The organism is Flavobacterium panacis (assembly GCF_024649945.1).
Lineage (GTDB): Bacteria > Bacteroidota > Bacteroidia > Flavobacteriales > Flavobacteriaceae > Flavobacterium > Flavobacterium panacis.
This window is the reverse complement of the sequence record NZ_JANKMS010000001.1, coordinates 375,069-397,977: the sequence shown is the minus strand read 5'-3', so window position 1 is coordinate 397,977 and position 22,909 is coordinate 375,069. Positions and strand designations below refer to the sequence as shown.

Here is a 22,909-nt window from a genome sequence, read left to right as displayed (position 1 = left end):
TTAACTTAAACGATATACAAATGAAACATATATATAAAATATTTATTGCAGTACTTGTACTGGCTGGATTTTCGTCTTGCGAAAACGAAGAAAATTTAATGATTTTAGAACCTCAAGAAGCAGCATTTTCTCTTATAACTCCCGAAAGTGGTTCTTCTACGATTTTAAATAAAGAAACACCAAACAATACCGCTCTTACTTTTACTTGGGAAAAAGTGAATTATGGAACTCCGACAATTGTAACCTATACCGTGCAATTTGCTGCTAGTAATACTGAGTTTGCAGCACCGGTAGATATTACATCTTCTACAAATACTCATGCCACAATTACAGTAGCAGAATTGAATACGAGAGCACTTGCACTTGGACTTACTCCAGATGTTGAAGGGACAATCGATGTGAGAATTAAATCTACTGTTGGCACAACGCTTTCTGAACCAAAACTTTCTACGCCAATTACAATTCAATTGACTCCTTACAGAGGTGTATTCCCTAAAGTTGATTTGTTTTTAGTAGGACCTGGTACCGCAGCAGGATGGAGTGTAACCAGTAATAATATGCCAATTTATAGAGATCCAAAAGAGCCAGCAAAACAATATTATACAGGATTTTTTAATAAAGACGGTTTTAAACTAATTGAACAAATTGGCATGTGGGCTCCAGCTTATGGAACAAACGGTGCGAAAGTACAGTACAGAGCAACAGAAGGTGACACTGATCCAGGTGTGTTCCCAACGGCTGCTTCAGGTTATTATAGTTTTGAAGTTAATCTTGAAGAATTGACATACAAAATCGAACCTTACACAGGGCCAATGACAACGTATGCTACAATTACTTTGGCAGGATCTGTATTAACAGGTGATGATACTGGTTGGAGTATGGATGTTCCTTTAGTGAAATCTGCTTTTGATGGTCATATCTGGAAAGTTACTCAAACCTTAAAAGCCGGAGTAATGAAGTTTAAAGCTAATGGTGGTTGGGATACAAGCTGGGGAGATAATGGCGGAAATATTAATGTTGAGGCTGGAAAATATGAAATCTGGTTCAATGATTTAGATGGACGTTATATGTTTATACCAACTCCATAAATTGAATTGAAAAGAAAGAAGCCTCAATAAGGTTATTTTTGAGGCTTCTTCTCAAGATTTAAAGAAAAGTCGTTTCATTCAATAAAATCAAATCTAATTTGATCTGCTGAAATCTTTTAAAATCTGCGTGAAATATTTTTTACACATCGATTTTTTCACGCAGATTTATATAGATTAGAGCAGATTTAAACAGATATAAATCTAAACTGATGAGAAAAATGGGAAAAAATAGTTTTGCCTAAAGGTTTAAGAAAGTATTTTTTTAATTCAATTGTTCATTAATTATTAATCTTATTTATGAAAAAATATATAAAGATTTTGGGGTTACTGGTTGTAACCGTAATTCAATTTTCGTGCTCCAATAATGATTCTGGAGATGCAGAAGTAGTTAATCCACCAGATGCGAATGATACTTTTATTAGAGCATCAGATGTTTCTTTTCTTCCGCAAATGGAATCTTTAGGAACTAAATTTTACAATAACGGTAAAGCAGAACCGATGCTTACTACATTAAGAAATGCAGGTTGTAATACGGTTAGAATTCGTTTATGGAAAAAACCTGTAAATGGTCGTTCTGGTTTAAGCGAAGTAAAACAATTGGCTCAAAAAGCAAGACAGGCTGGTTTAAGAGTTTGGCTTACCGTTCACTATTCTGACGATTGGGCTGATCCGGGAATGCAGACAACTCCTGAAGAATGGAAAGATTTGTCTTTTGTCGACTTAAAAACCGCTGTAACCGATTATACATCAACTATAATTTCAGAAATCAATCCGGATATTATTCAAATTGGAAATGAAATCAACAGTGGATTATTATGGCCACAAGGAAATCTAATTAACAACGAACAACAATGTCTTGCAATATTAAGCGCCGCAAGTGCAGTGGTTCGTAGTAAAGCACCAAACACCAAAATAATGATTCATTATGCAGGAGTAGATGGCGGCGCAACAGATTGGTTTTTCACTAAAATGAAAAATGTTGATTACGATTATATCGGACTATCTTATTATCCTGTTTGGCATGGTAAAGATTTAAATGTTGTAAAAAATACAATTGATGCTTTAGGAAAGAAATTCAGTAAGAAGGTTCTAATTGCTGAAACGGCTTATCCTTTTACTTTGTTGCATAACGATCAAACAAACAATATTGTTGGAACAAGTGATCAGTTGGTTTCTGGTTACCCTGCAACTCCTGCTGGACAAAGAACTTTTGTGATGGATATAAAAAATATAGTAAAAACATCACAATACGGACAAGGATTTGCTTATTGGGGGGGTGAATGGGTTGCTTTTAAAGGGCCACAATCAACAACAGGTTCTACATTTGAAAATCAGGCTTTGTATAGTTTTGATAATAATGCTTTATCAGTAATGCAAGCTTTCAGTAAAGACTAAAATATGAATAAATCATGTAAACTTATATCATCATTGATGATAGCTGCTATTTTATTTACTTCGTGTAAATCAAAAATGGTAAGCGAAAAAGATTCATTTTCAAAAGGAGCAGATATCGGCTGGTTGCCACAGATGGAAGCCACGGGATATAAATTTTATGATGCAGACGGTTCTCAAAAAGACTGTCTGCAATTATTAAAAGATCGCGGTATAAATACCATCAGATTGCGGGTTTGGGTAAATCCGACTGATGATAAAGCCAGTGGACACTGCAGCCCTGAAGAAACGGTTGTTATGGCGGTTCGTGCACAAAAAATGGGAATGCGAATTATGATCAATTTTCATTATAGCGATTCATGGGCCGATCCTGGAAAACAAAATAAACCTGCTGCATGGGCGAAACATTCTTTTCCAGAATTGTTAACCGATGTTTATCAACATACTTATGATGTCTTGAAAATGTTGAAAAAAGCAGGAGTCACTCCAGAATGGGTTCAGGTTGGAAATGAAATACCAAGTGGAATGCTTTGGCCGGAAGGGCATACAGATAATTTTAATCAGTTGGCGCAATTGCTGAATAAAGGATATGAAGCAACAAAAGCTATAGATTCAAATATTAAAGTTATTGTACATTTAGACGAAGGAAATAAAAACGAAAAATTCAGATGGTTTTTTGACAAAGCAACTGAGAACAATGTAAAATATGATATAATTGGTCTTTCCTATTATCCGTTTTGGCTAAAAACAGATTATAAAGAAAACATCTTAGATTTAGAAAATAATCTAAAAGATATGGTTTCCCGTTATAACAAAGAAGTGATGGTTGTTGAAGTTGGAGGTGATTATACATTAGAAGAAAACACTAAAGAAATGCTTGAAGCTACTATAAAAGCGGTAAAAAGCGTGCCTAATAATAAAGGTTTAGGCGTTATTTATTGGGAACCACAAGGCGAAAAAAGCTGGAGTGGCTATCAACTAAACGCTTGGCTTCCTAATGGAAAACCATCACCAGCATTGGATGCTTTTAAATAATAAATATTAAAATTTACCATTAAGGCATTAAGTTAATTAAGCTTAGCGTTTATTTTGTTATTAAAAATCAAGAGAATTAAGTCAAGCTTTGTGTTAGTTTGATTATTACAAATTAAGAAAGTTAAGCTTTGCTTAATTTTCTTGACAAAGCTTGACTTAATTAACTTAATGCCTTAATGGTGAGAAAAAAAATTAAAACAGAAAATGAAACGAATTTTTAAATCAACATTATTCTTATTTCTACTAGTTTTTTCATCAGGAAAAATGATTTCGCAATCCACTACTATTTTAAAAGATAACTGGCGTTTTTCTAAAGAGGTTAAAGGCGATGCTTTTTCTGTTGATTACGATGCTTCAAAATGGGAAAAAGTTACTGTACCACACGATTGGGCAATTTATGGACCTTTTGATAAAAAATGGGATCTTCAGACTGGAATCATTGAACAAAACGGTGAAAAAGAAGCGACTGAAAAAACAGGAAGAACAGGCGCATTGCCTCACATCGGAACAGGTTGGTATCGTAATACATTTTCTATTGCTCAATTCAAAAAAGGAAAAAAAGCAATTCTTATGTTTGAAGGAGCGATGAGTGAACCTCAAGTTTATTTAAATGGAAAAAAAATAGGAAATTGGGGGTATGGCTACAGCTATTTTTATATTGATATTACCAATGATCTTCTTATTGGGAAAGAAAATGTATTAGCTGTAAAATTAACGAATCTTCCATTTTCTTCAAGATGGTATCCTGGTGCTGGTCTTTACAGAAATGTTAGTGTTGTGGTAAAGGAAGAAGAAAGTTTTGCACAATGGGGAACTTTTATCACAACTCCAGAAACGAAAGGAAACAATGCAGTTGTTGATATAAAAGCTGAGTTTCATGGTTCCAATGCTTCAATGGTAACCGAAATAAAAGATGCTAACAATAAGATTATAGCAACTCAAAAAAGTACAGATTCTAAAGAAGGAAAATTTCATCAGACAATTAAAGTTGCAAAACCGAATTTATGGAGTCCTGAAACGCCTTATTTATATTCTGCAGTAACTAAATTATATGCAGCTGACGGAACTTTAAAAGACGAACAAAACATAAAATTTGGTATTCGATATATTAAATATGAAGCGAACAAAGGATTTAGTTTGAATGGTAAGATAACTAAATTTAAAGGAGTTTGTCTGCATCATGATTTAGGACCTCTTGGTGCGGCAATAAACAAAGCGGCGCTTCGCAGACAGTTGACGATTTTAAAAGATTTAGGTTGTAATGCAATCAGAAGTTCACACAATATGCCTTCTTTTGAACAGTTGGAATTGGCTGACGAAATGGGATTTATGTTTCTTGCTGAAAGTTTTGATGAATGGGCAAAACCAAAAGTAGAAAACGGATATAATCGCTTCTTTAAAGAATATGCAGAAAAAGACATTGTAAATTTGGTTAGAGCTACGCGAAATCATCCTTGTATTGTAATGTGGAGTTCTGGAAATGAAGTTCCAGATCAATGGGGAGCTGAAGGAGTAAAACGTGCCCAATGGTTGCAGGATATTTTTCACCGTGAAGATCCTACAAGACCTGTGACTGTTGGTATGGATCAGGTAAAAGCAACTATGGAATCTGGTTTTGGAGCTTTGTTGGATATTCCAGGATTAAATTACAGAGTTCATCTATATGAAGAAGCTTATAAAACATTTCCTCAAGGACTTATTTTAGGTTCAGAAACTGCTTCTACAGTAAGTTCAAGAGGAATTTATAAATTTCCTGTTGTGCAGGCAAAGAATAAACAATACGATGATTTCCAAAGTTCATCTTACGATCTTGAAGCATGTAGCTGGTCCAATGTTCCTGATGATGATTTTGTGCTTCAAGATGACAAACCTTGGGTTATTGGAGAATTTGTCTGGACAGGATTTGATTATTTAGGAGAACCAACACCTTATGATGAAAAATGGCCTTCTAGAAGTTCTTATTTTGGAATTTCAGATTTAGCGGGACTTCCTAAAGATCGTTTTTATCTTTATAGAAGCAGATGGAATACAAAAGAAAAAACACTTCATATTCTCCCTCATTGGAATTGGAAAGGTAGAGAGGGAGAAATAACTCCGGTTTTCGTTTACACCAATTATGACAGTGCTGAGCTTTTTGTAAATGGGAAAAGCATGGGAATTCAAAAAAAGAATAAGTCAACCCCACAAAACCGTTATCGTTTAATGTGGAATGATGTTAAATATGAACCAGGAACAGTAAAAGTAGTAGCGTTTGATTCTAACGGAAAAATAGCAGCTGAAACCGAGGTTAAAACTGCTGGAGATTCGTATAAAATCGTTTTGGAAGCAGATAGAAAAACTATTAAAGCCGATGGCGAAGATATCTCGTTTGTAACAGTTTCGGTTGTAGATAAAAACGGAATTCCATGTCCAACTGCAACTGATGAGCTTCAATTTAAAGTAACAGGTGCCGCTACGTACAGAGCAGCTTGTAATGGTGATGCTACTTCATTGGAAATGTTTCATGAAGATCATATGAAACTTTTCAGCGGGAAGCTTGTAGTATTGGTTAAAGCAGTTAAAAATGCAGGAGCGATTCAGCTTGAAGTAAAAGGAAATGGACTTCAGACTGGAAAAATTAGTTTAAAGTCAATACTTTAATAAAAATGATTTAAAAAGTCCTATAAGTACAAGTAAAGTACTGAATGTTAAATAGTAATAATTAATTTATAATTCAATAAGCCTGTCTGTAGCTTGGTTTACAGACAGGTTTTTTGTTGATAAGCTATTTTATGCATTTGAATCAAGTTTGAGTATTTTCTTTAATTGATTTGAGAAAATGCATCGTTCATAAAATTTTGAAGTCCTTCTTCTTCCAGTATTTCAATAGAGAATTCACCAAAACGTTTAGGAAGCCATATAATTTTTACACCACTTGGAGAGTTAAGGCTTTCTTTTGAAAGGGCATTTCCATTTTCGTCTTCAGGTTGTATGCCTTTGGCGAGAAGTTGATCAAATATCTTTTCAATATCAGGAGTAGAGTAGCAGTGGCGATAAATAGTACCTTCTCCTTTATCATCCAAAAGTTTTTTCAGGTTTCCGCTTACAGGCTGCACGAGCATAAAATGCTCAAGTCCTAGTCTAACTACAGCATAACTTACATGGAGATCGTCTCGTTCCCAAGTAAATTTTCGTGAGATTTTGGCTCCAAGCATTTCTTTATAGTAACTACAAGCCGTCTCAAGGTCTTTAACCAAAATATCGATATGACTGAATTTAAGTTCCATTGTATAGTGTTTGTGTTTTAAATAATTCGATATTCAATTTAATCTTTGTTTTCAATTTTTAATTCCATGTCTATTCTATGCATGCCTGGAGCATAGTAATCATCGGTTTTCTTTTTGGTTATAAATCCGTATTTTTTAAAGAAACCTTCAGAATGCTGTGTAGTATCAATAATCACTTTCGATTTCGAATCAAGTTGTTTGATTTTCTTCAATCTATAGGATAAAAGTTTCTCTCCAAATCCTTTATTATGAAAATCCTTGTGAACAAGTCCCCATACTAACGAAAAAAACTCATCGCTTTTGGCTTTTGCAAATCCTCCACAACCAATTATCTCCTGATTATATGCAATTACATAATAAGGAATGTCATCGATATCATTTTCGATTCTCTCTAAGAATTTTGTGAAGTCATCAATTTCTTGATGTGAAAAGTAAATAGGGACATTGCTTTTAAATGCTTCTATGCATTTATTTTTATCTGTATTTAGATATTCTCTAATTGTAAATTCCATTTTTAGTTATAAGTGATATACAGCATTAAAACTTTAAGATCTATGATTTCAAAAGTGTCACTTTACGCTATGAAAAGTTTATTGTTATCTACCAATAGTTATCGACAGAATAACGATGCAGTACATGATCTGCTATATCAAAAGTTAAACTTTCATTGCCATTGGTGAATGCAACGAGGGTCATTCCTGCATTTTTACCAGCTTGCATCCCATGATAAGAATCTTCTATTACGATACATTTTTCAGGAGAAACGTTTAATTTCTTGGCTGTTGTAAGATAAACAGCAGGATTTGGTTTTCCTTGTTTTTCATGTTCAGAAGAAGAAATGGCATCAAATAAATCAATCAAGCCGGTTCTTTCCAAGCTGATAGAAATAAATGATTCAGGAGAGTTTGTTGCAAGACCAATTTTGTAATCCAATTTTTTTAAATGTTCTATAAAAGGTTTTACATTTTCTATAAAACAATCTTCAGTACGTATTAACTCAACAACCCTTCTAATTACCATTTGCTCAACTTCTTCTAAAGAAACAGTATCCCAAGGATATTTTGCAAACCAGAAATCTGTTACCTCTTTAGTTGTCATGGTCTGTGTAATCAGACAGTCTGAGTGAGAAAGTTGTACTCCTAACGAACTGAATATTTCATTTTCAGCCTGCAACCAAAAATGCTCGCTATTTATGACTACGCCATCCATATCGAATATCACAGCTTCTTTATTTTTCATGTTTTAGAATTTATAAATATCTCAATCTAAGTCTGAAAATTAGATTTTTTTTAGACTTTTAATGTTTAATTAAATGCTAATATACAAAACTGGCTGTAATGACTGGTTTTATTAGCTTTAAGGATCATTTCTGATGAGAATTTTAAGGTTTTTGAAAAATAAAATGAAAATCGCTAGAGTGAGTTGAATATAGTTTATCTGTTTGCAAATTTCCAAGATTTTAGTATCTGGACTACCTATTAATATTAAAACTGTATCATTTAGGTAATCCAAAGTCGCAATATTTTTGCCACGCAATGATGCACTAAATAAAATAAATTTAATATGGAAACGAACGAAAAAAAATTCTCATCTAAAGACTTTCATCAAACTTTTGCACGACCAACTTTTGTTATGCCTGACAAATTAATCCACCGAAACGTTGAAAATGCAGGAGAGCACAACCAATTCTCTACTGAAAGAAAACACCCTGTATTTTTTGTGGATCTTCCAAGTAAAAATGTTAGTATGACTATTGGCGGACTGCTTCCAGGGCAGTTGACCAACAGACACCGTCATACTTATGAGACGCTTTTATATGTTATTGAAGGATCAGGATTTACAGAAATTGAAGATCAAAAAGTAGAATGGAAGGCAGGAGATGCAGTGTATATTCCAGCTTGGACTTGGCATAGACACCAAAACTTAAGCGATACTGAAAGTGCAAAATATATTGCTACAGAAAATGCTCCTCAGCTTCAGAACCTGGGTGTAGCTTTAAGAGAAGAAGAAGGAAGAGATTTATAATTAAAAACAAAAGTAAAAAATGAAAGATACACAGTTCAAAGGTATTATCGCCTATCCAATCACTCCATTTGATCATAATGAAAAAGTAGATATTCCCTTATACAAACAGCTATTAGAACGGTTGATTGCTGCAGGCTCTCACGCAGTTGCTCCTCTGGGAAGCACTGGAGTAATGCCTTATCTTAATGATGAGGAAAAATTAGCAATCACCAAAGCTACGGTTGAACAGGTTGATGGCAGAGTTCCAATTTTAGTGGGAGTATCGAACCTTACAACTGAAAGAACAATTTATCATGCAAAGGAAGCTGAAAAAGCTGGTGCTGATGCCGTGATGATTATTCCTATGAGTTATTGGAAACTTAGTGATGATGAAATTGTGAAACATTACGATGCAATAGCAAAAGAAATTTCTATTCCGATAATGGCTTACAATAACCCTGCAACGGCGGGTATTGATATGTCTCCAGCTTTACTGAAAAGGATTCTTGAAATTCCTAATGTCACAATGATTAAGGAAAGTACGGGAGATGTACAGCGAATGCATTACCTTAAAAAAGAACTGGGAGAAAGCGTTGCCTTTTATAACGGGTCTAATCCACTGGCGCTTTCTGCCTTTGCCGCAGGTGCGACAGGATGGTGTACTGCAGCTCCAAACCTGATTCCTGAATTGAATATTGCTTTATATGACGCAGTTCAGAAAAACGATTTTAACGAAGCTCAGAAATTATTCTACAAACAAATCAATCTTTTAAGATTTATTGTAGAAAAAGGATTGCCTAGAGCAATTAAGGCAGGTTTAAATCTTCAGGGGATTGACGGCGGGCAATTAAGAAAACCACTTCAGCCTTTAAATGACCAAGAGGTTGCCCAGCTGAAAGGCATACTTGATTCACTTCAATAGATTTTAGTTTAATAAAAAGGAACAGTAGCATTTTGCGTACTGTTCCTTTTTTATCTAGAAATTTTGTGATAGAAATAAACCAATTATTTATTGTTTTTTCAACCTTTTAAAATCCTCTATATATAAACCTTTTGCAGTATTTGTAGGGTTGAATGCCGCAAGATTGTCAATTTTTAATGATACAGAAGAATTATCATTTTTTTCTGCAGTTCGCATAGTTTGACCTGTAATTAATTGGAGAGCTTTATTCAAATAAGGATCTTTTACGTTTCCAAATTCGACCAGATTTAAGAAAATGCTATATGGATTAATTTCGTAATCAGGTGTAATTTTCGTTGGATTTGGATCTTTGTCTTTGTTATAATAGGAAAATGTAATCGGCTGCAATTGCCATTTGTGTTTAGTGCTTCGATTGGCATAGGAGGTGTAATTAGAAGCAGGGGAATCGTATAGTGTGTTGGATCCTACAAATTTGCCAACCGTTTCTTCGCCTATTGTGACTACGTTAATATATTTTTTTAAACATTGTATGGTGAGCTCGCTGGCAGAAGCGGTTTGAAAACTTACCAGAACATATATATTGGTCAAAGCAAGGCTGTTTATAGTTTCTTCTCGCTCAAAAGTTGGTTCGTTATCTACTAACTTGAAAATGTTTACTTTTTCGGAAAGATTTTCATAGCCGTCTTCATTATTGTGTTTATTATTGAAGTCTAAGTAAGCATATGGTTTGTTGGTAAAACTTCCGTTAATCATTTGCGCCAGAGCAACAGCAGTTTCTAATGAACCCCCTCCATTGTATCTTAAATCTAAAACCAATTCGTTAATTCCATCTGATTTCATTTTAGCGAAAGACGCATTGAGTTCGTCATTAAAATCTGACTTGAAACCATTAAAAACCAGATAACCGATGTTCTTTGCTCCATATACTTTCTTTTCGTAATAAGCAATCGGGTTTTCATCAATATCAGATTTTGTTACAGTTACAGTTCCTGCTTTGTCTGTGGTTACCAAACTACTGCTAGTAAATTGCACGCTTGATGCCAGAGTAATGGTGATTTGTGTGTTTTCTAGTTGGCCGTAATTACTTGAAGTAAGCTGGCTTCCATTTATTTTTGTAATAACGTCTCCTCTTTTCAATCCCGCCAAAGCTGCTGGTGAGCCAGGTACAATGTAGTTAATTAAGGCTACCATATTTGTATTAGATGCATCTTTAGGATAAATCGCATAATTAAAACCGCCTTTTTTTTCAACTTCTGCAATTTTTGAAACCTGAACTATTTCATTACTGTTTTCAATCCAGGAGAATCTATCAATAGTTCCTCTTTGATATAGAAGTGAATAAAAAAGTGCATCGGGAGTTTTTCCGTTGATAAAATTGTTATATGCAGTGGTAGAAGTGATTTTGTTATCAGACAAATCGGCAACGTTGGATTGCCAGTAATACCAAGAATTCATAGCTTTCCAAACAAAGTTGTTGATCTCGTCAGGCGTGGTTGTGGCTTCTTTAGAGTCAGAATCAGAATCTTTGCTGCAGGCTGTAAAAACCAATACTACAATTAATATTTTGACAATATATTTTGATTTCATTATTTTTTGAATCGTTTAATTTAAGTTAAATTTGTTGGGTATAAAAACGATAAAAGTATGAAAAATAGTATTCCTAAAGCCGTCTTTTTATTATTTTCTTTTGGACTTTTTTTCCTTTTTTCCTGTTCCAGACAACTTTTAGATATTAAAAATCAAACATATAAAAGTTATAATAGTAATAGTGAAAAAGGATATATAGTGAGTTTTAAATTAAATGACACTGCTGTTGTTCCTAAATCGGTTGTGATTAATGGTATTATTCAGGATATATCTAAGGCAAATAAAACTGGCAATACTTACCAAGTAAATGTTATTGCACAAACTGCCTTGATTCATAATTATAAAGTAAAATTAGATAAAAAAGAAAATGGAATTTACTTTGAGAAAAATTCAAATATATTTTTTCAACCTGTAAAATTCAGGTTAATCACAGACTAAGATTTCAAACCATTCTTCAGTGTCAGTTAAATCTGTAATGAAGCTACTTTAAGACGGTTTTTTTAAACAGGCTAAAAAAAATCGAACCTTAAAATATTATTCCTTAAAGGCTTTAAAAATCTACATATTAGTTAACGGATTGTTTATTCCTAATAAAATTGACCGTTTTCTTATAGATTATTTTTGACCCTAATTCATTATTTTTGTTTTAACCAAAACCTGCAGATAGGAATTATTTGCATGAATTTACAAAATGGACAAGCGATTACAGCTAAAAGTTATAATTAAACAATGCGAACAAAAGTTTGGTCGTGGTAATTCTGAAGATTGGAAACACAATGACTATCTTGATTTCAGTCAATCCATTTTTGAAGAAACCAAAATTAGTATCAGCCATAACACATTAAAACGTATTTTTGGAAAATTAGCAACAGACAAGTATTATCTTCCGCAACAAGCCACCTTTAATGCATTGATAAACTATTCTGGTTATAATGAAAACGAATTTCAGATAGCAATCCCAAATAGTGAAAATTTTCTTGTTGAAGCGGAAACGGACAATAAAAACCGCTACATAATAATGGTATTGCTTATTATTACATTGTTGACCTGTATTCTTGCTTACATGTATTTTTGTTGCTCGGATTTTAATGTAAATGAGAGTAATGTAAAGCTATCTTCTTCAGAAGGAATTTTGCCCAAAACTTGTTTTTTTACTATTTATAATAATCATGCAGCGGATAGTTTATATATTGACTTTGGCGATAAAACTTCACCAGTTTATTTAAATCCAAACAAAAAAACTATCGCACATACCTATTTTATTCCGGGAGTCTTTGACGTTAGTCTTACCAATAGAATAAAGGAAAATAGAGATAGAAAAGCAAGAATCTATGTAACCACCAATAAAAAATGGTATGCTTTGGGATTTCAAAGACAACGCCTTATACCGAAAAGGTTTTGTGCATTTTTTGCTTATAAAAACCAAGATAGTTTATTTGCTATAACAAACAGAGAATTGCATAAATACAGTATTGATACCTTACAGCCATTTTTTACCCGTTTGTGCAATTATACGCCGCTTAAACATAATGCTGATAATTTTATTTTTGAAACAACTTTCAAAAAAGATTTTCGACATCAAGATGTGACTTGCAGTAGTTTGGTTTTTAAAGTTTCAGGTGCTAATAATGATATACGTTTTCATTTTGTAAACTCAGGTTGCAGCAGCATAGTTGCAAATATAATTAGTGAAAAAAGAATAAATGGAACTGATAATAATCTGGCTCCTTTTGTTGTTGATTTTAAAAAAGAGAATACAATTAAATTAATCAACAATAACAAAAGACTTATTTTGCTCGTAAATGGTAAACCAATTTATACTGGAGCTTATAAAGAATCTTTGGGTGATTTAAGAGGTGTTTTTGTAGAGTTTGAACGCAATGGGTTTATTAAAAAATGTCTTTTAAGCTCGTTGGATGGCAGCATTTATTATAAATTCTAAAATTTGGTAACTCTCTATTATTAAAGGTTTTAATTCTGTACAGAATTATGGACGTACTTTGATTAAAGTCAAAATGTGCATTAAATTCAAGGTTTTTTATTTTTGACCGCTACAAAGAAAAAATCAAATTTGTGCTGTTATGAATTTTAACCATTTACTTTTAAATTTAAGGAAAGAAAACTTTAATTCGGGTACTGTTTTCTGTTTTGTCATTTTTCTTTTTACAAGTATCTTTTGTGCTCAAATTTGGGCACAGCGAAAAGAAAATCAATTAACTACTGCTCTCAAAGCAACTCCTGCAGCTTTTCCATTAATCAAAAACGGAAGCGTGCCGTCAATTCTTACCGATAAATCAGATGCCGAAGTAGTAACACTTGTAGCAAATGCTGTTTCTAGTGACTTGGAATTGGTTTGCGGAATAAAACCCGATATCTTTCACGATTTGAATAAGCATGAAGACTACTTGATTATCGCTGGAACAATTGGTCATTCCAAATACATTGATCAATTGATTAAATCCAAAAAAATAAATGTCGCTGCTATTCAAAATAAATGGGAAACCTATATCATGTCGAAAGTTAGCGCTCCAATAGAAGGTGTAAAACAAGCCCTTGTAATTGCCGGAAGCGATCGTAGGGGGACAGCTTACGGTTTATTTGAAATATCAAAATTGGCTGGTGTTTCCCCTTGGGTCTGGTGGGCTGATGTAAAACCAAAACCTCAAAATGAACTGTATGTTTTGGCTGGAGATGTAGTATCAAAAGAGCCTTCGGTAAAATACAGAGGTATTTTTATCAATGATGAGGATTGGGGGCTGCATCCCTGGGCGGCCAAAAATATGGATCCGGATATCAAAGATATTGGCCCAAAAACGTATGCCAAGGTGTTCGAATTATTACTTCGTCTCAAAGCAAATTTGATCTGGCCAGCTATGCATGACAGCACCAAAGCTTTTTGGTACTATCCTCAAAATCCTGTGGTAGCCGATAAATACGCCATTGTAATTGGTTCCACGCATTGCGATATGATGCTGCGAAGCAACACCTTCGAATGGCAAGTAGGATACGAGCAGGAATACGGACGCAAACCGGGAATTTACCGCTACGATACCAATAAAGACGAAGTATACAAATACTGGGAAGATCGCGTAAATGCGGCCAAAAATTATGAAGCGATGTATACCGTAGGAATGCGCGGAATTCGTGATGGCGGTATTACTGGTCCGGAGACCAAAGAAGGAAAAATTGCTTTGGTAGAAAATATCATCGATGATCAAAGAAGTATTTTCAAGAAGTATTTTGGTACTCCATCAAATGCACTTCAAATATTCTGTCCTTATAAAGAGGTTTTGGATTTATATACTGGGGGTTTAAAAGTCCCTGATGATGTTACTTTGGTCTGGACGGATGATAATTTTGGATATTTACGCCAGTTATCAAACACGGCAGAACAAAAAAGAAGTGGTTCCAGCGGAATTTACTATCACTTGTCCTATTTAGGTGGACCTCACGATTATACTTGGCTTTCGTCCAATTCGCCTTCGTTAATTTCGTATGAAATGACTAAAGCGTATCAATTTGGAGCCGATAAATTTTGGGTGGTCAATGTTGGTGATATCAAACCTGCCGAACTGGAAACGCAATTTTTCTTGGATATGGCTTGGGATGCAAAAAAATGGACTCCCGAAAATGCATCCCAATACGTTTATGATTGGGCAAAATCAACTTTTGGGAAAGAGTTTGCAACTGATATTGCCCTTATCAAAAATCAATATTATCAATTGACACAAAGCGGAAAACCGGAACATATGGGTTTGCTGAAATTTGATACAGTAACTCAAAAACAGCGACTTGCAGCTTATAATGATTTGATAGAAAAAGTGGATCAACTGAAAACTCGTATTCCGCAGTCACTCAGAGATAGTTATTTTCAGTTGATAGAGTACCCTTCAAAAGGAGCGGCTTTGATGAACCAAAAATTCTTCTACGCGCAAATGAGTCTTGAAGCAGCAGAAACCGATAAAAAATTGGCTTTGAACTATTCGCAGAAAGCAAAAAATGCTTTGGAGCAAATCATAACATTAACCCATCATTATAACAAAGAAATAGAAAAGGGTAAATGGGACGGCATTATAACTCATGCTCCAAGGAATCTGGAAACCTATGCAATGCCCAAGATTTCAAACCCTGAAATTTTAAGTGATTCGCTTCTTGGTCCCGCTCCATTCGACCGTAGATACTTGGAAAAAGTAATCACTTCTATAGATGGGGCAAGTTCGTCCAATATTGTTTCGTTGAATCCTTCAGATTTCAAAACAAAAAAGGAAATCCTTTTGGAAAAAATTATTGTTGTTAATGGTTTAGGAATAGGAGGCAAGAGCATTTCCCGCTATCCTTTTACCGGAAAATCTTTTAAAAATGATGAATATCTCCATGCGCCTTATGTAGAATATAAAGTAAATTTGAAAGCAGGAGAATACAAATTATCACTTAAAAGTCTTCCGACTGATGCCATAAACAACGAACGAAACCTGAGTATGGCAGTGGTTGTAAATCGAGAAGTTCCTCTATTTATCGATACTGATAATTCCAAAAAAAACAAAAATTGGACAATGAGCGTAGTTAGAGGCTATTTTGAGAAAGTGCTCCCTTTTAAAGTTGAAAAGACAGGCGAAACCAAGATTCGGATTTATCTGCAGGATACAGGATTGGCTTTGAGCCGAATTGATATTGTGAAGTAAATTTAAACTTCCTCACGGAATCAATTTATCTAAAAAGCAATGTCAAGCTTTATTGAAAATCTCAAAATTGTGAACTGCAAACGGAATAGCATTAAAACTCCATTAAAAATTGATAATGTAAAAAACTATTTAAAAAGAATGCAACTAACTATTTATTTGAAACCAATGAACCTTTTTTTTATTTTTAAAAATTTTAATGTCACGCTATTATTGCTAACTTTTTTAACTTCATTTGGCCAATCCAACGTCCAAAAAGAAATTCTGTACCTTTCTGGTACCGATGTGATGCATACTAAATCCTGGGATTTCTATTGCACAGGTGGCCGTAACAGCGAAAAATGGACTACTATTCAAGTACCGTCAAATTGGGAGCAGCAAGGTTTCGGCAATTATAATTTTGGACGTGATAATGTGAATTATGGGAAAAATTTTCAGTTTGCCGATGAAAAAGGGCTGTACAAATTAAAATTTGAAGTGCCTGCCAATTGGAATCAAAAAGAGGTGTATATCGTTTTTGAAGGTTCAATGACAGATTCAGATGTCAAGATTAACGGGAAATCGGCAGGAGCAGTTCATCAAGGCGCTTTTTATCGTTTTAAATATAATATTAGTGACAAAATACAATATGGATCCGCTAATTTATTAGAAGTGACGGTCAGTAAAATGTCGGCAGACAATTCGGTCAATGGAGCGGAACGTTTGGCAGATTACTGGATTTTTGGAGGTATTTACAGACCTGTTTATTTGGAAGCTGTTCCAAAAGAGCATATTTCATGGACTGCAGTTGATGCAAAAGCAGATGGGAATTTCAATATGAATGTGCATCTGAATAAAGCTGTTTCTGATGCCGAAATAGTGACCGAAATAATTGATGCTAAAGGCAAAACAGTTGAAACGACCGTTACAAAAACAGGCAACGATTCTGTGGTTGCCGTAAAAACTAGAGTGCAAAAACCTCTGTTGTGGAATGCCGAAACTCCAAATTTGTATCAGCTAAGAGTTCATCTCAAAAAAAGAAATGAAACGATTTATACTACCAATGATAAATTTGGTTTTAGAACAATTGAAGTAAGAAAACTGGATGGAATTTATATCAACGGCGTAAAAGTAAAAATGAAAGGTATCAACCGCCATGTGATGTGGCCTGAGTATGGTCGCGCCACTTATCCTGAAGCCGATTTGTTGGATGTAAAATTGATAAAGGGAATGAATATGAATGCGGTTCGTTGTTCGCATTATCCGCCGGATAAAAATTTCCTTCGCGTCTGCGATTCTCTTGGACTGTATGTGATAAATGAATTGGCAGGCTGGCAAAAAGCTTACAGTACCAAAGCTGGAACACCATTGGTAAAAGAAATGGTTGTCAGGGATGTCAATCATCCTTCGATAATTTTTTGGAGTAATGGTAACGAAGGCGGGCATAATTTCGACTTTGATGCTGATTTTGGAAAATACGACCTATCAAACAGAACTGTAATTCATGCGCATCATAAACCAGGTAATGCCATAAACGGCATTGATTGCAATCATTATGAAGGTTATGAGAGCACCAAAGAATTAGTGAGTGAAAACAGTGGAAATATTCACATGCCAACTGAGTTTTTACATGCTATGCATGATGGCGGAGGTGCTGCTACATTGGCTGATTATTGGGAGTTGCAGTGGAATGGAAAGCTCGGCGGAGGCGGTTTTATATGGAGTTTTGCAGACGAAGGAATTATGCGTACTGATTTCAATAATATGATTGATGTAAATGCTAATAATGCCGCTGACGGAGTCGTTGGCCCGCATCGTCAAAAAGAAGCCAGTTATAATGCCATCAGGGAAATATATTCGCCCGTTAAAATAACATTGAAAGAACTGCCTGATAATTTTAAAGGAGAAATCCCAGTAGAAAGCCGTTATCATTTTACGAATCTTAAGGATTGCAGTTTCCGTTATGAACTTATAAATTTTCGCAGCCCCAATGATATGGAACCTGGTTATAAAGTAAGTCAAAGCGGTACAATTAAATCGCCTGATATTGATCCGACTGCAAAAGGAAATTTACAGATAAGTTTGTCAAAAGACTGGAAGAATAATGATGCGTTGGCAGTTGCTGCTTATGATCCAGATAATAATGAAATTTACCGTTGGGTCTGGAAAATAAAGTCTCATAAAGCTTTAGTAACATCCCTGTTAATTGAACCTGAATCTAAAAAAGGTATTATTTCAGCTAAAGAAGAAAATAATGTTCTGACTGTGAAGGGCGGAGAAATTGCTGTGAGTTTTGATACCAAAACAGGAATGATATCTAAATTGACAAATGACAAAAGTCCGGCTTTGCCATTTGGAAATGGTCCTGTTTTGGTGAGTGGAAATGCAACGGTGACATCAGTTAAGCATTTCAAAGAACAAGATTATTATATTGTAGAATTTAATTATAATGGTGACCTTTCTTATGTACGTTGGAAAATGCATGCTTCAGGATGGTTGGAGATGGATTATAGATATACGCTTAGCGGAAGTTATCCTTTCACGGGAATAAGTTTTGATTATCCACAAGGATTAGTAAACAGTGTAAAATGGTTGGGACAGGGACCTGATCGCGTCTGGAAAAATCGCATGCAGGGTGTTACCACAAATGTGTATCAAAACATGAACAATAATACCGATACAGGCAGTATTCCTTGGATTTACCCTGAATTTAAGGGCTATTATGCAGATATAGTGTGGATGGAATTTAACACACAAATGGGAAGATTTACAATTGCTTCTCCAGATAAGGATTTGTATGTACGATTATTTAATTTTTACGGAATAAATGGGGATAAAAAAACACCTATATTGCCTACAGGAGATATTTCGTTTCTGGATGTTATTCCGCCTATCGGCTCTAAAAATAGCGTTAGCAATAATGCGGTTAAAGAGCTGGGGCCATCAAGTGATTTGAATAATATCAAGGAAGCCAAAGAGCGTACTGTTTTTTTCTTTTTTGGTACACCAAAATAAGGTATCTCTTGAATTTTCTAGTGAAATGTAGACAAAGATTTTAATAAAATTTCTTTTTTTGAAAGGTGAATAATCTTTAAAATTCTTGTGTTGAAGAAAAGTTATCAAAAAGAACTCAAACTCATTTATTAATAGGATATATGAAAAAAAATGGCGCCAATTGTCTTCAATTGGCGCCATTTGGCTTTGTGACGTTTAGTTCACAATTTACAAATCATTTTATGAACGATTTAAAGAAATTAGCTTATTTTAAAGTGAATTTGTAAGATAATTATATGAAATATTACTTTTGAGGCGGATTGTATGTATCGTAAGGGTTAAATGTTAAAAAATGTTAATTCATTCCCGTGATTTATAGTAAGAAACAAATTTTGAATCACCTGTTATTTTAAATCTAAAGATTAAAGACTGTCTCACAACATGTGAGGCAGAGCCTCTTTTTCTTTTATTATTTTCGGATTGCTTTATTGGGCAACGATATCAAAAGAACAATTTTGAAAGGCTTGCTATTTTTTTTAAATTACCATTATCATAACTGTAAAATTTTTAATGCTCCTCTTGCGACTATGAAAAATACACAAACTCCAATAATAAGATCGGGTACCATTGAATTAGTAAAGTATACTAATATGCCAGCAATTATGACTCCCATATTAATTACAACATCATTTGAGGTAAAAATCATACTTGCTTCCATATGTGCCTCTTTGCTTTTAGATTTTTGAAGCAGGTAAAGGCATAACGAATTGCCTACAAGGGCAAATAATGAAACTACTATCATAGTTCCGTATGCAGGAATATGGTCAAACTCTACAAATCTTCTTATAACTTCAATAAGTCCTAAAATTGCAAGACCAATCTGAAAATAACCACTTATCTTTGCTACACTTCCTTTTCTTGTTGTTGTACTACCGACAGCGAACAGAGCTAAGCCATATACAATACTATCGGCGAACATATCCAAACTGTCTGCAACCAATCCCATCGAATTGGATATAAAACCTGTAATAACTTCAATTATAAAGAATGAAAAGTTTACAATGAGAACCTGCCATAATAACTTACTTTGCTGAGAGTCATTATTTTGCTCTACATAATCAGATGTATGTTCTGTTGCCATCAGAGTGCTATCCAGATTAAGAGTATTAATTGCATTTGTAATAAGAGTGTTGTCGTCCGTATGATAGACGTTTAGTTTTCTGCCTGCAATGTCAAAATCAAGCTGTTTAATTTGTTCTAAACCTGTGAGTTTCATTCTTATTAATTGTTCCTCACTAGGACAATCCATCTTTTTTATATTATAAATACTTTTTTTCATATCACTGTATTTTAATCTTAAAACCCGCATTTACAACAAATCCATCTAATGGAGCATATATATCTTTGAAAACGGGATTTGAAATAGTTCCTGTGTATATGCTTCCAAATTTTGTCTGTCTGGTATCTGTAAAATTTTCAAAATTAGCGTAAACCGAAAAGTTCTCCCAAAGCCTCTCTACCATAAAACCAAAAATCCAGTAGTCTTTTCCAGTTGTACCATCACTTAATTTTTGCGGACTGTAATAATATGCTTCTAAACCTGCTTTCCATTTTTCTTCAACTTCATACATCAAAACATTGTTTAATCGGTGTTTTGCCGTTAAAGGATTTTCAGATTTTATTCCGTTAGTATCTATGGAAGCATCCGTATAGGTATAACCCAGAAATAACTTAAAATCTTTGTATCCTAATTTCACATTTGTTTCAGTTCCTTTTGTGTCCAAATATCCGTTGACGTTTACAAACTGATAAATATTATCTGGAAGGGAATTTAATATCAGCGGATTATCAATATTGGTATAGAAAAATAACTGATTCCACGATAAAGAAAGATCTTCTGTAATTTTAGTTTTATAATTTAAATCAAAGTTAAAACCGTAACTTTTTTCAAGTTTATTGAAATCGCTGCTAATTGGCAGTACATTTCGATACTGGATACGCTCGCTTTCTTCAGTAAAAATAGTCGGCGTTTTATAGCCAAGACCTCCACCGATTCGGGATGTTAGTTTAGGATTAATTTTAAATAGAGCGGAAACTCTTGGTAGCAGAGAAAAACCATAGTCAACAACATAATCGCCTCTCAGACCAGTTTCTATCTGTAGCCATTCTTTGGCTTTAACTGTGTTTTGAAGAAAAGCTCCATAAGTAATCTGATTATAGTTTCTTAATGGGAAAGATGTATGGCTGTTTTCAGTAAAATTGTCGGTATATAAGTTTGCACCGGCAACCCATTCTGCAATTTCGCCGTTTTTAGAATAGCTTATTTCAGAAAAAGTACTGTTCTGCAAACCGTCAAAAATATAATCAGGAATTGTGATAACACGACTGAAATTATTAAAACTGTTTTTAACCGTTATCGATTCCTGCTCATTAAATTTATGCGTGAGAGCGAATTGAGTATTTATTCTCTGAGTTTTATTTTTTTCGAAATAACTATCAGGATATTTACTTTGATCTTTGATATAATCAATATTTCCACCTAAGCGGTTTTCAAAAACGGTATTGACGCCAAAATTAAGTTTGGTGTTTTCATTAAAATTGACAAAAAGTTTAGGATTAAAATTAAAACGCTCAAATTTTGGTATAGCTGTAAGCTTTATATCTGCTGGATCATAAGGAGCGTTACGATCGTGAGAAGCAAAAACAGTTACACCAATTTTGTTAAACTGTTGGGAATAAAATCCATTTATATCCAATCCAAGAGCCGAAGTTCCATTAATTAAAAATCGCAACTCCTTTTCTTTGGTTGGGATTTTAGAAACAAGATTTACTAATCCGGCTATTGCTCCTCCGCCGTAAAGGGTAGAGGCAGAACCTTTGATTATTTCAACCTGCTTTAAATCTAATGGAGGGGTCTGCAGTAATCCAAGCCCGCTTGACGCGCCAGAATATAAAGGAAAACCGTCTTTTAGAATCTGGGTATATCTTCCGTCCAACCCTTGAATCCTAATAGAAGAATTTCCTGAAGTTGCAGAAGTCTGCTGGGTCTGGATTCCTGTACTTTCGTTAAGCATCATGCGAATGTCACCCGGTTTCATATTAGCTTTTTCTTCAAGTTCTTCTCCGGCAATAAATTCTACCCTGGTTGGAATATTGCTGATCGTTCTGGTGCCTCTGGTGGAAGTAACAATTATTTCTTCCATTTCTTCAGCTTCGTGATCTTCGCTCTGCAATGCAATTTCTATAAAATTTAAGCTGGAAGGCACTTTAAAAACTGTTTTATTTGGAGTGTAGCCTTCATCAGAAATTGATAAGGTATAATTTCCATCTTTTAGATTTTCTACACTGATATTTCCATCATTATCTGATTTGAAAACCGAATTTGTTTCTTCAATTTTTGCAGAAACTCCTTTTACAGGTTCGTTAGTTTCAGCATTCTTGAGACGAAATTTGATAGTATTCTGTGCTTGTGCAGTGCCAATAAATGCCATTGTCACAATCAATAAAATATATTTAAACATTTATGATTTCTTAATATTAATAATAAATAATAGACCCGCATAATGAGATGAATGCAGGGATAAACTTTTTATATTAAGAAATTTTAGGAGGCTGCCAGATTTTGCAGATGAATGAAGAGTTGACAAATTTGTTGTATGATGGTGTTTGTGAGACTTCATCAAGGTTAAATTCTAATTTTTCATTTAGAATTATTGAATCAAAGTTTATCGTAAAGCCTATACAGATTCCACAGGAGTAGAATGGAGAACATTTTCCGTTACATTCATTACCGCAGTCATGTGAATCATTTTCACAATTTTTCTCTACACCGCATTCTGAGTGTTTAGCAAATGCGGAGCATGGAACTGTAGAAAGAAACAGTACGATGAATGAAAGTATAGTTACGAAAGTTTTCACATCGCAAATTTATCCTTTATTTATTAATAAGCCTTATAGGGGTAC

Annotated in this window: 17 protein-coding genes; 10 read left to right on the top strand and 7 right to left on the bottom strand. The window is 34.2% G+C overall.

The genetic code is table 11. From position 1 onward, the window contains the following. Positions 1 to 20: 20 nt before the first annotated feature. The 4 genes from NQQ59_RS01855 (at position 21) to NQQ59_RS01840 (ending at position 6,155) form a co-directional block, all read left to right on the top strand. Positions 21 to 1,088 (top strand): SusE domain-containing protein, encoded by a 1,068-nt coding sequence (locus NQQ59_RS01855; protein ID WP_144213064.1) that lies wholly within the window; start codon positions 21 to 23, stop codon positions 1,086 to 1,088. Between the two features lie 297 nt (positions 1,089 to 1,385). Further along, on the top strand, positions 1,386 to 2,483 hold the full coding sequence (locus tag NQQ59_RS01850; RefSeq protein ID WP_144213061.1) for a glycoside hydrolase family 53 protein: 1,098 nt from the start codon (positions 1,386 to 1,388) through the stop codon (positions 2,481 to 2,483). Between the two features lie 3 nt (positions 2,484 to 2,486). Further along, positions 2,487 to 3,515: a glycoside hydrolase family 53 protein gene (locus tag NQQ59_RS01845; protein WP_257698115.1), complete on the top strand. Its 1,029-nt coding sequence runs from the start codon at positions 2,487 to 2,489 to the stop codon at positions 3,513 to 3,515. Positions 3,516 to 3,719: 204 nt separating this feature from the next. Then, complete coding sequence (locus tag NQQ59_RS01840; RefSeq protein ID WP_144221462.1) at positions 3,720 to 6,155, top strand: DUF4982 domain-containing protein; 2,436 nt, start codon at positions 3,720 to 3,722, stop codon at positions 6,153 to 6,155. A gap of 161 nt (positions 6,156 to 6,316) precedes the next feature. On the opposite strand, the gene NQQ59_RS01835 is transcribed toward NQQ59_RS01840, so the two are convergent. From NQQ59_RS01835 to NQQ59_RS01825, 3 genes are all read right to left on the bottom strand, one after another. Continuing rightward, positions 6,317 to 6,781, bottom strand: a complete 465-nt coding sequence (locus NQQ59_RS01835; RefSeq protein WP_144213059.1) for a VOC family protein — start codon at positions 6,779 to 6,781, stop codon at positions 6,317 to 6,319. Between the two features lie 38 nt (positions 6,782 to 6,819). Next, positions 6,820 to 7,293 carry a GNAT family N-acetyltransferase gene (locus NQQ59_RS01830; protein WP_144213057.1) on the bottom strand — a complete coding sequence of 158 codons (474 nt, stop codon included), beginning with the start codon at positions 7,291 to 7,293 and terminating at the stop codon, positions 6,820 to 6,822. Positions 7,294 to 7,381: 88 nt separating this feature from the next. Continuing rightward, complete coding sequence (locus NQQ59_RS01825) at positions 7,382 to 8,020, bottom strand: HAD family hydrolase (protein WP_144213055.1); 639 nt, start codon at positions 8,018 to 8,020, stop codon at positions 7,382 to 7,384. A 324-nt stretch (positions 8,021 to 8,344) separates the two neighbouring features. On the opposite strand from NQQ59_RS01825, the gene NQQ59_RS01820 reads away from it, so the two are divergent. Continuing rightward, entirely contained in the window at positions 8,345 to 8,806 is a 462-nt protein-coding gene (locus NQQ59_RS01820; protein WP_144213053.1) for a cupin domain-containing protein, read from the top strand. Between the two features lie 19 nt (positions 8,807 to 8,825). Beyond that, positions 8,826 to 9,707, top strand: coding sequence for a dihydrodipicolinate synthase family protein (locus NQQ59_RS01815; protein ID WP_144213051.1), 882 nt, complete (start codon positions 8,826 to 8,828; stop codon positions 9,705 to 9,707). 87 nt (positions 9,708 to 9,794) lie between these two features. On the opposite strand, the gene NQQ59_RS01810 is transcribed toward NQQ59_RS01815, so the two are convergent. Next, on the bottom strand, positions 9,795 to 11,294 hold the full coding sequence (locus NQQ59_RS01810; RefSeq protein WP_144213049.1) for a S41 family peptidase: 1,500 nt from the start codon (positions 11,292 to 11,294) through the stop codon (positions 9,795 to 9,797). A 57-nt stretch (positions 11,295 to 11,351) separates the two neighbouring features. Here NQQ59_RS01810 and NQQ59_RS01805 point away from each other — a divergent pair, with 57 nt between their 5' ends. From NQQ59_RS01805 to NQQ59_RS01790, 4 genes are all read left to right on the top strand, one after another. Then, entirely contained in the window at positions 11,352 to 11,732 is a 381-nt protein-coding gene (locus tag NQQ59_RS01805; protein ID WP_144213047.1) for a hypothetical protein, read from the top strand. A gap of 253 nt (positions 11,733 to 11,985) precedes the next feature. Beyond that, positions 11,986 to 13,236: a PKD domain-containing protein gene (locus NQQ59_RS01800; protein ID WP_144213045.1), complete on the top strand. Its 1,251-nt coding sequence runs from the start codon at positions 11,986 to 11,988 to the stop codon at positions 13,234 to 13,236. Between the two features lie 139 nt (positions 13,237 to 13,375). Beyond that, on the top strand, positions 13,376 to 15,976 hold the full coding sequence (locus tag NQQ59_RS01795; protein ID WP_144213043.1) for a glycosyl hydrolase 115 family protein: 2,601 nt from the start codon (positions 13,376 to 13,378) through the stop codon (positions 15,974 to 15,976). Positions 15,977 to 16,261: 285 nt separating this feature from the next. Continuing rightward, positions 16,262 to 18,967, top strand: coding sequence for a glycoside hydrolase family 2 TIM barrel-domain containing protein (locus tag NQQ59_RS01790; protein WP_257698114.1), 2,706 nt, complete (start codon positions 16,262 to 16,264; stop codon positions 18,965 to 18,967). Positions 18,968 to 19,496: 529 nt separating this feature from the next. Here the strand turns inward: NQQ59_RS01790 and NQQ59_RS01785 are convergent. The 3 genes from NQQ59_RS01785 to NQQ59_RS25245 form a co-directional block, all read right to left on the bottom strand. Then, a complete protein-coding gene (locus NQQ59_RS01785; RefSeq protein WP_167443817.1) occupies positions 19,497 to 20,285 on the bottom strand; it encodes a cation transporter in 789 nt (262 codons plus the stop codon). Position 20,286: 1 nt separating this feature from the next. Then, positions 20,287 to 22,467: a TonB-dependent receptor gene (locus tag NQQ59_RS01780; protein ID WP_115887008.1), complete on the bottom strand. Its 2,181-nt coding sequence runs from the start codon at positions 22,465 to 22,467 to the stop codon at positions 20,287 to 20,289. Between the two features lie 73 nt (positions 22,468 to 22,540). Next, positions 22,541 to 22,864 (bottom strand): DUF6660 family protein, encoded by a 324-nt coding sequence (locus NQQ59_RS25245; RefSeq protein WP_115887009.1) that lies wholly within the window; start codon positions 22,862 to 22,864, stop codon positions 22,541 to 22,543. Positions 22,865 to 22,909 lie beyond the last annotated feature (45 nt).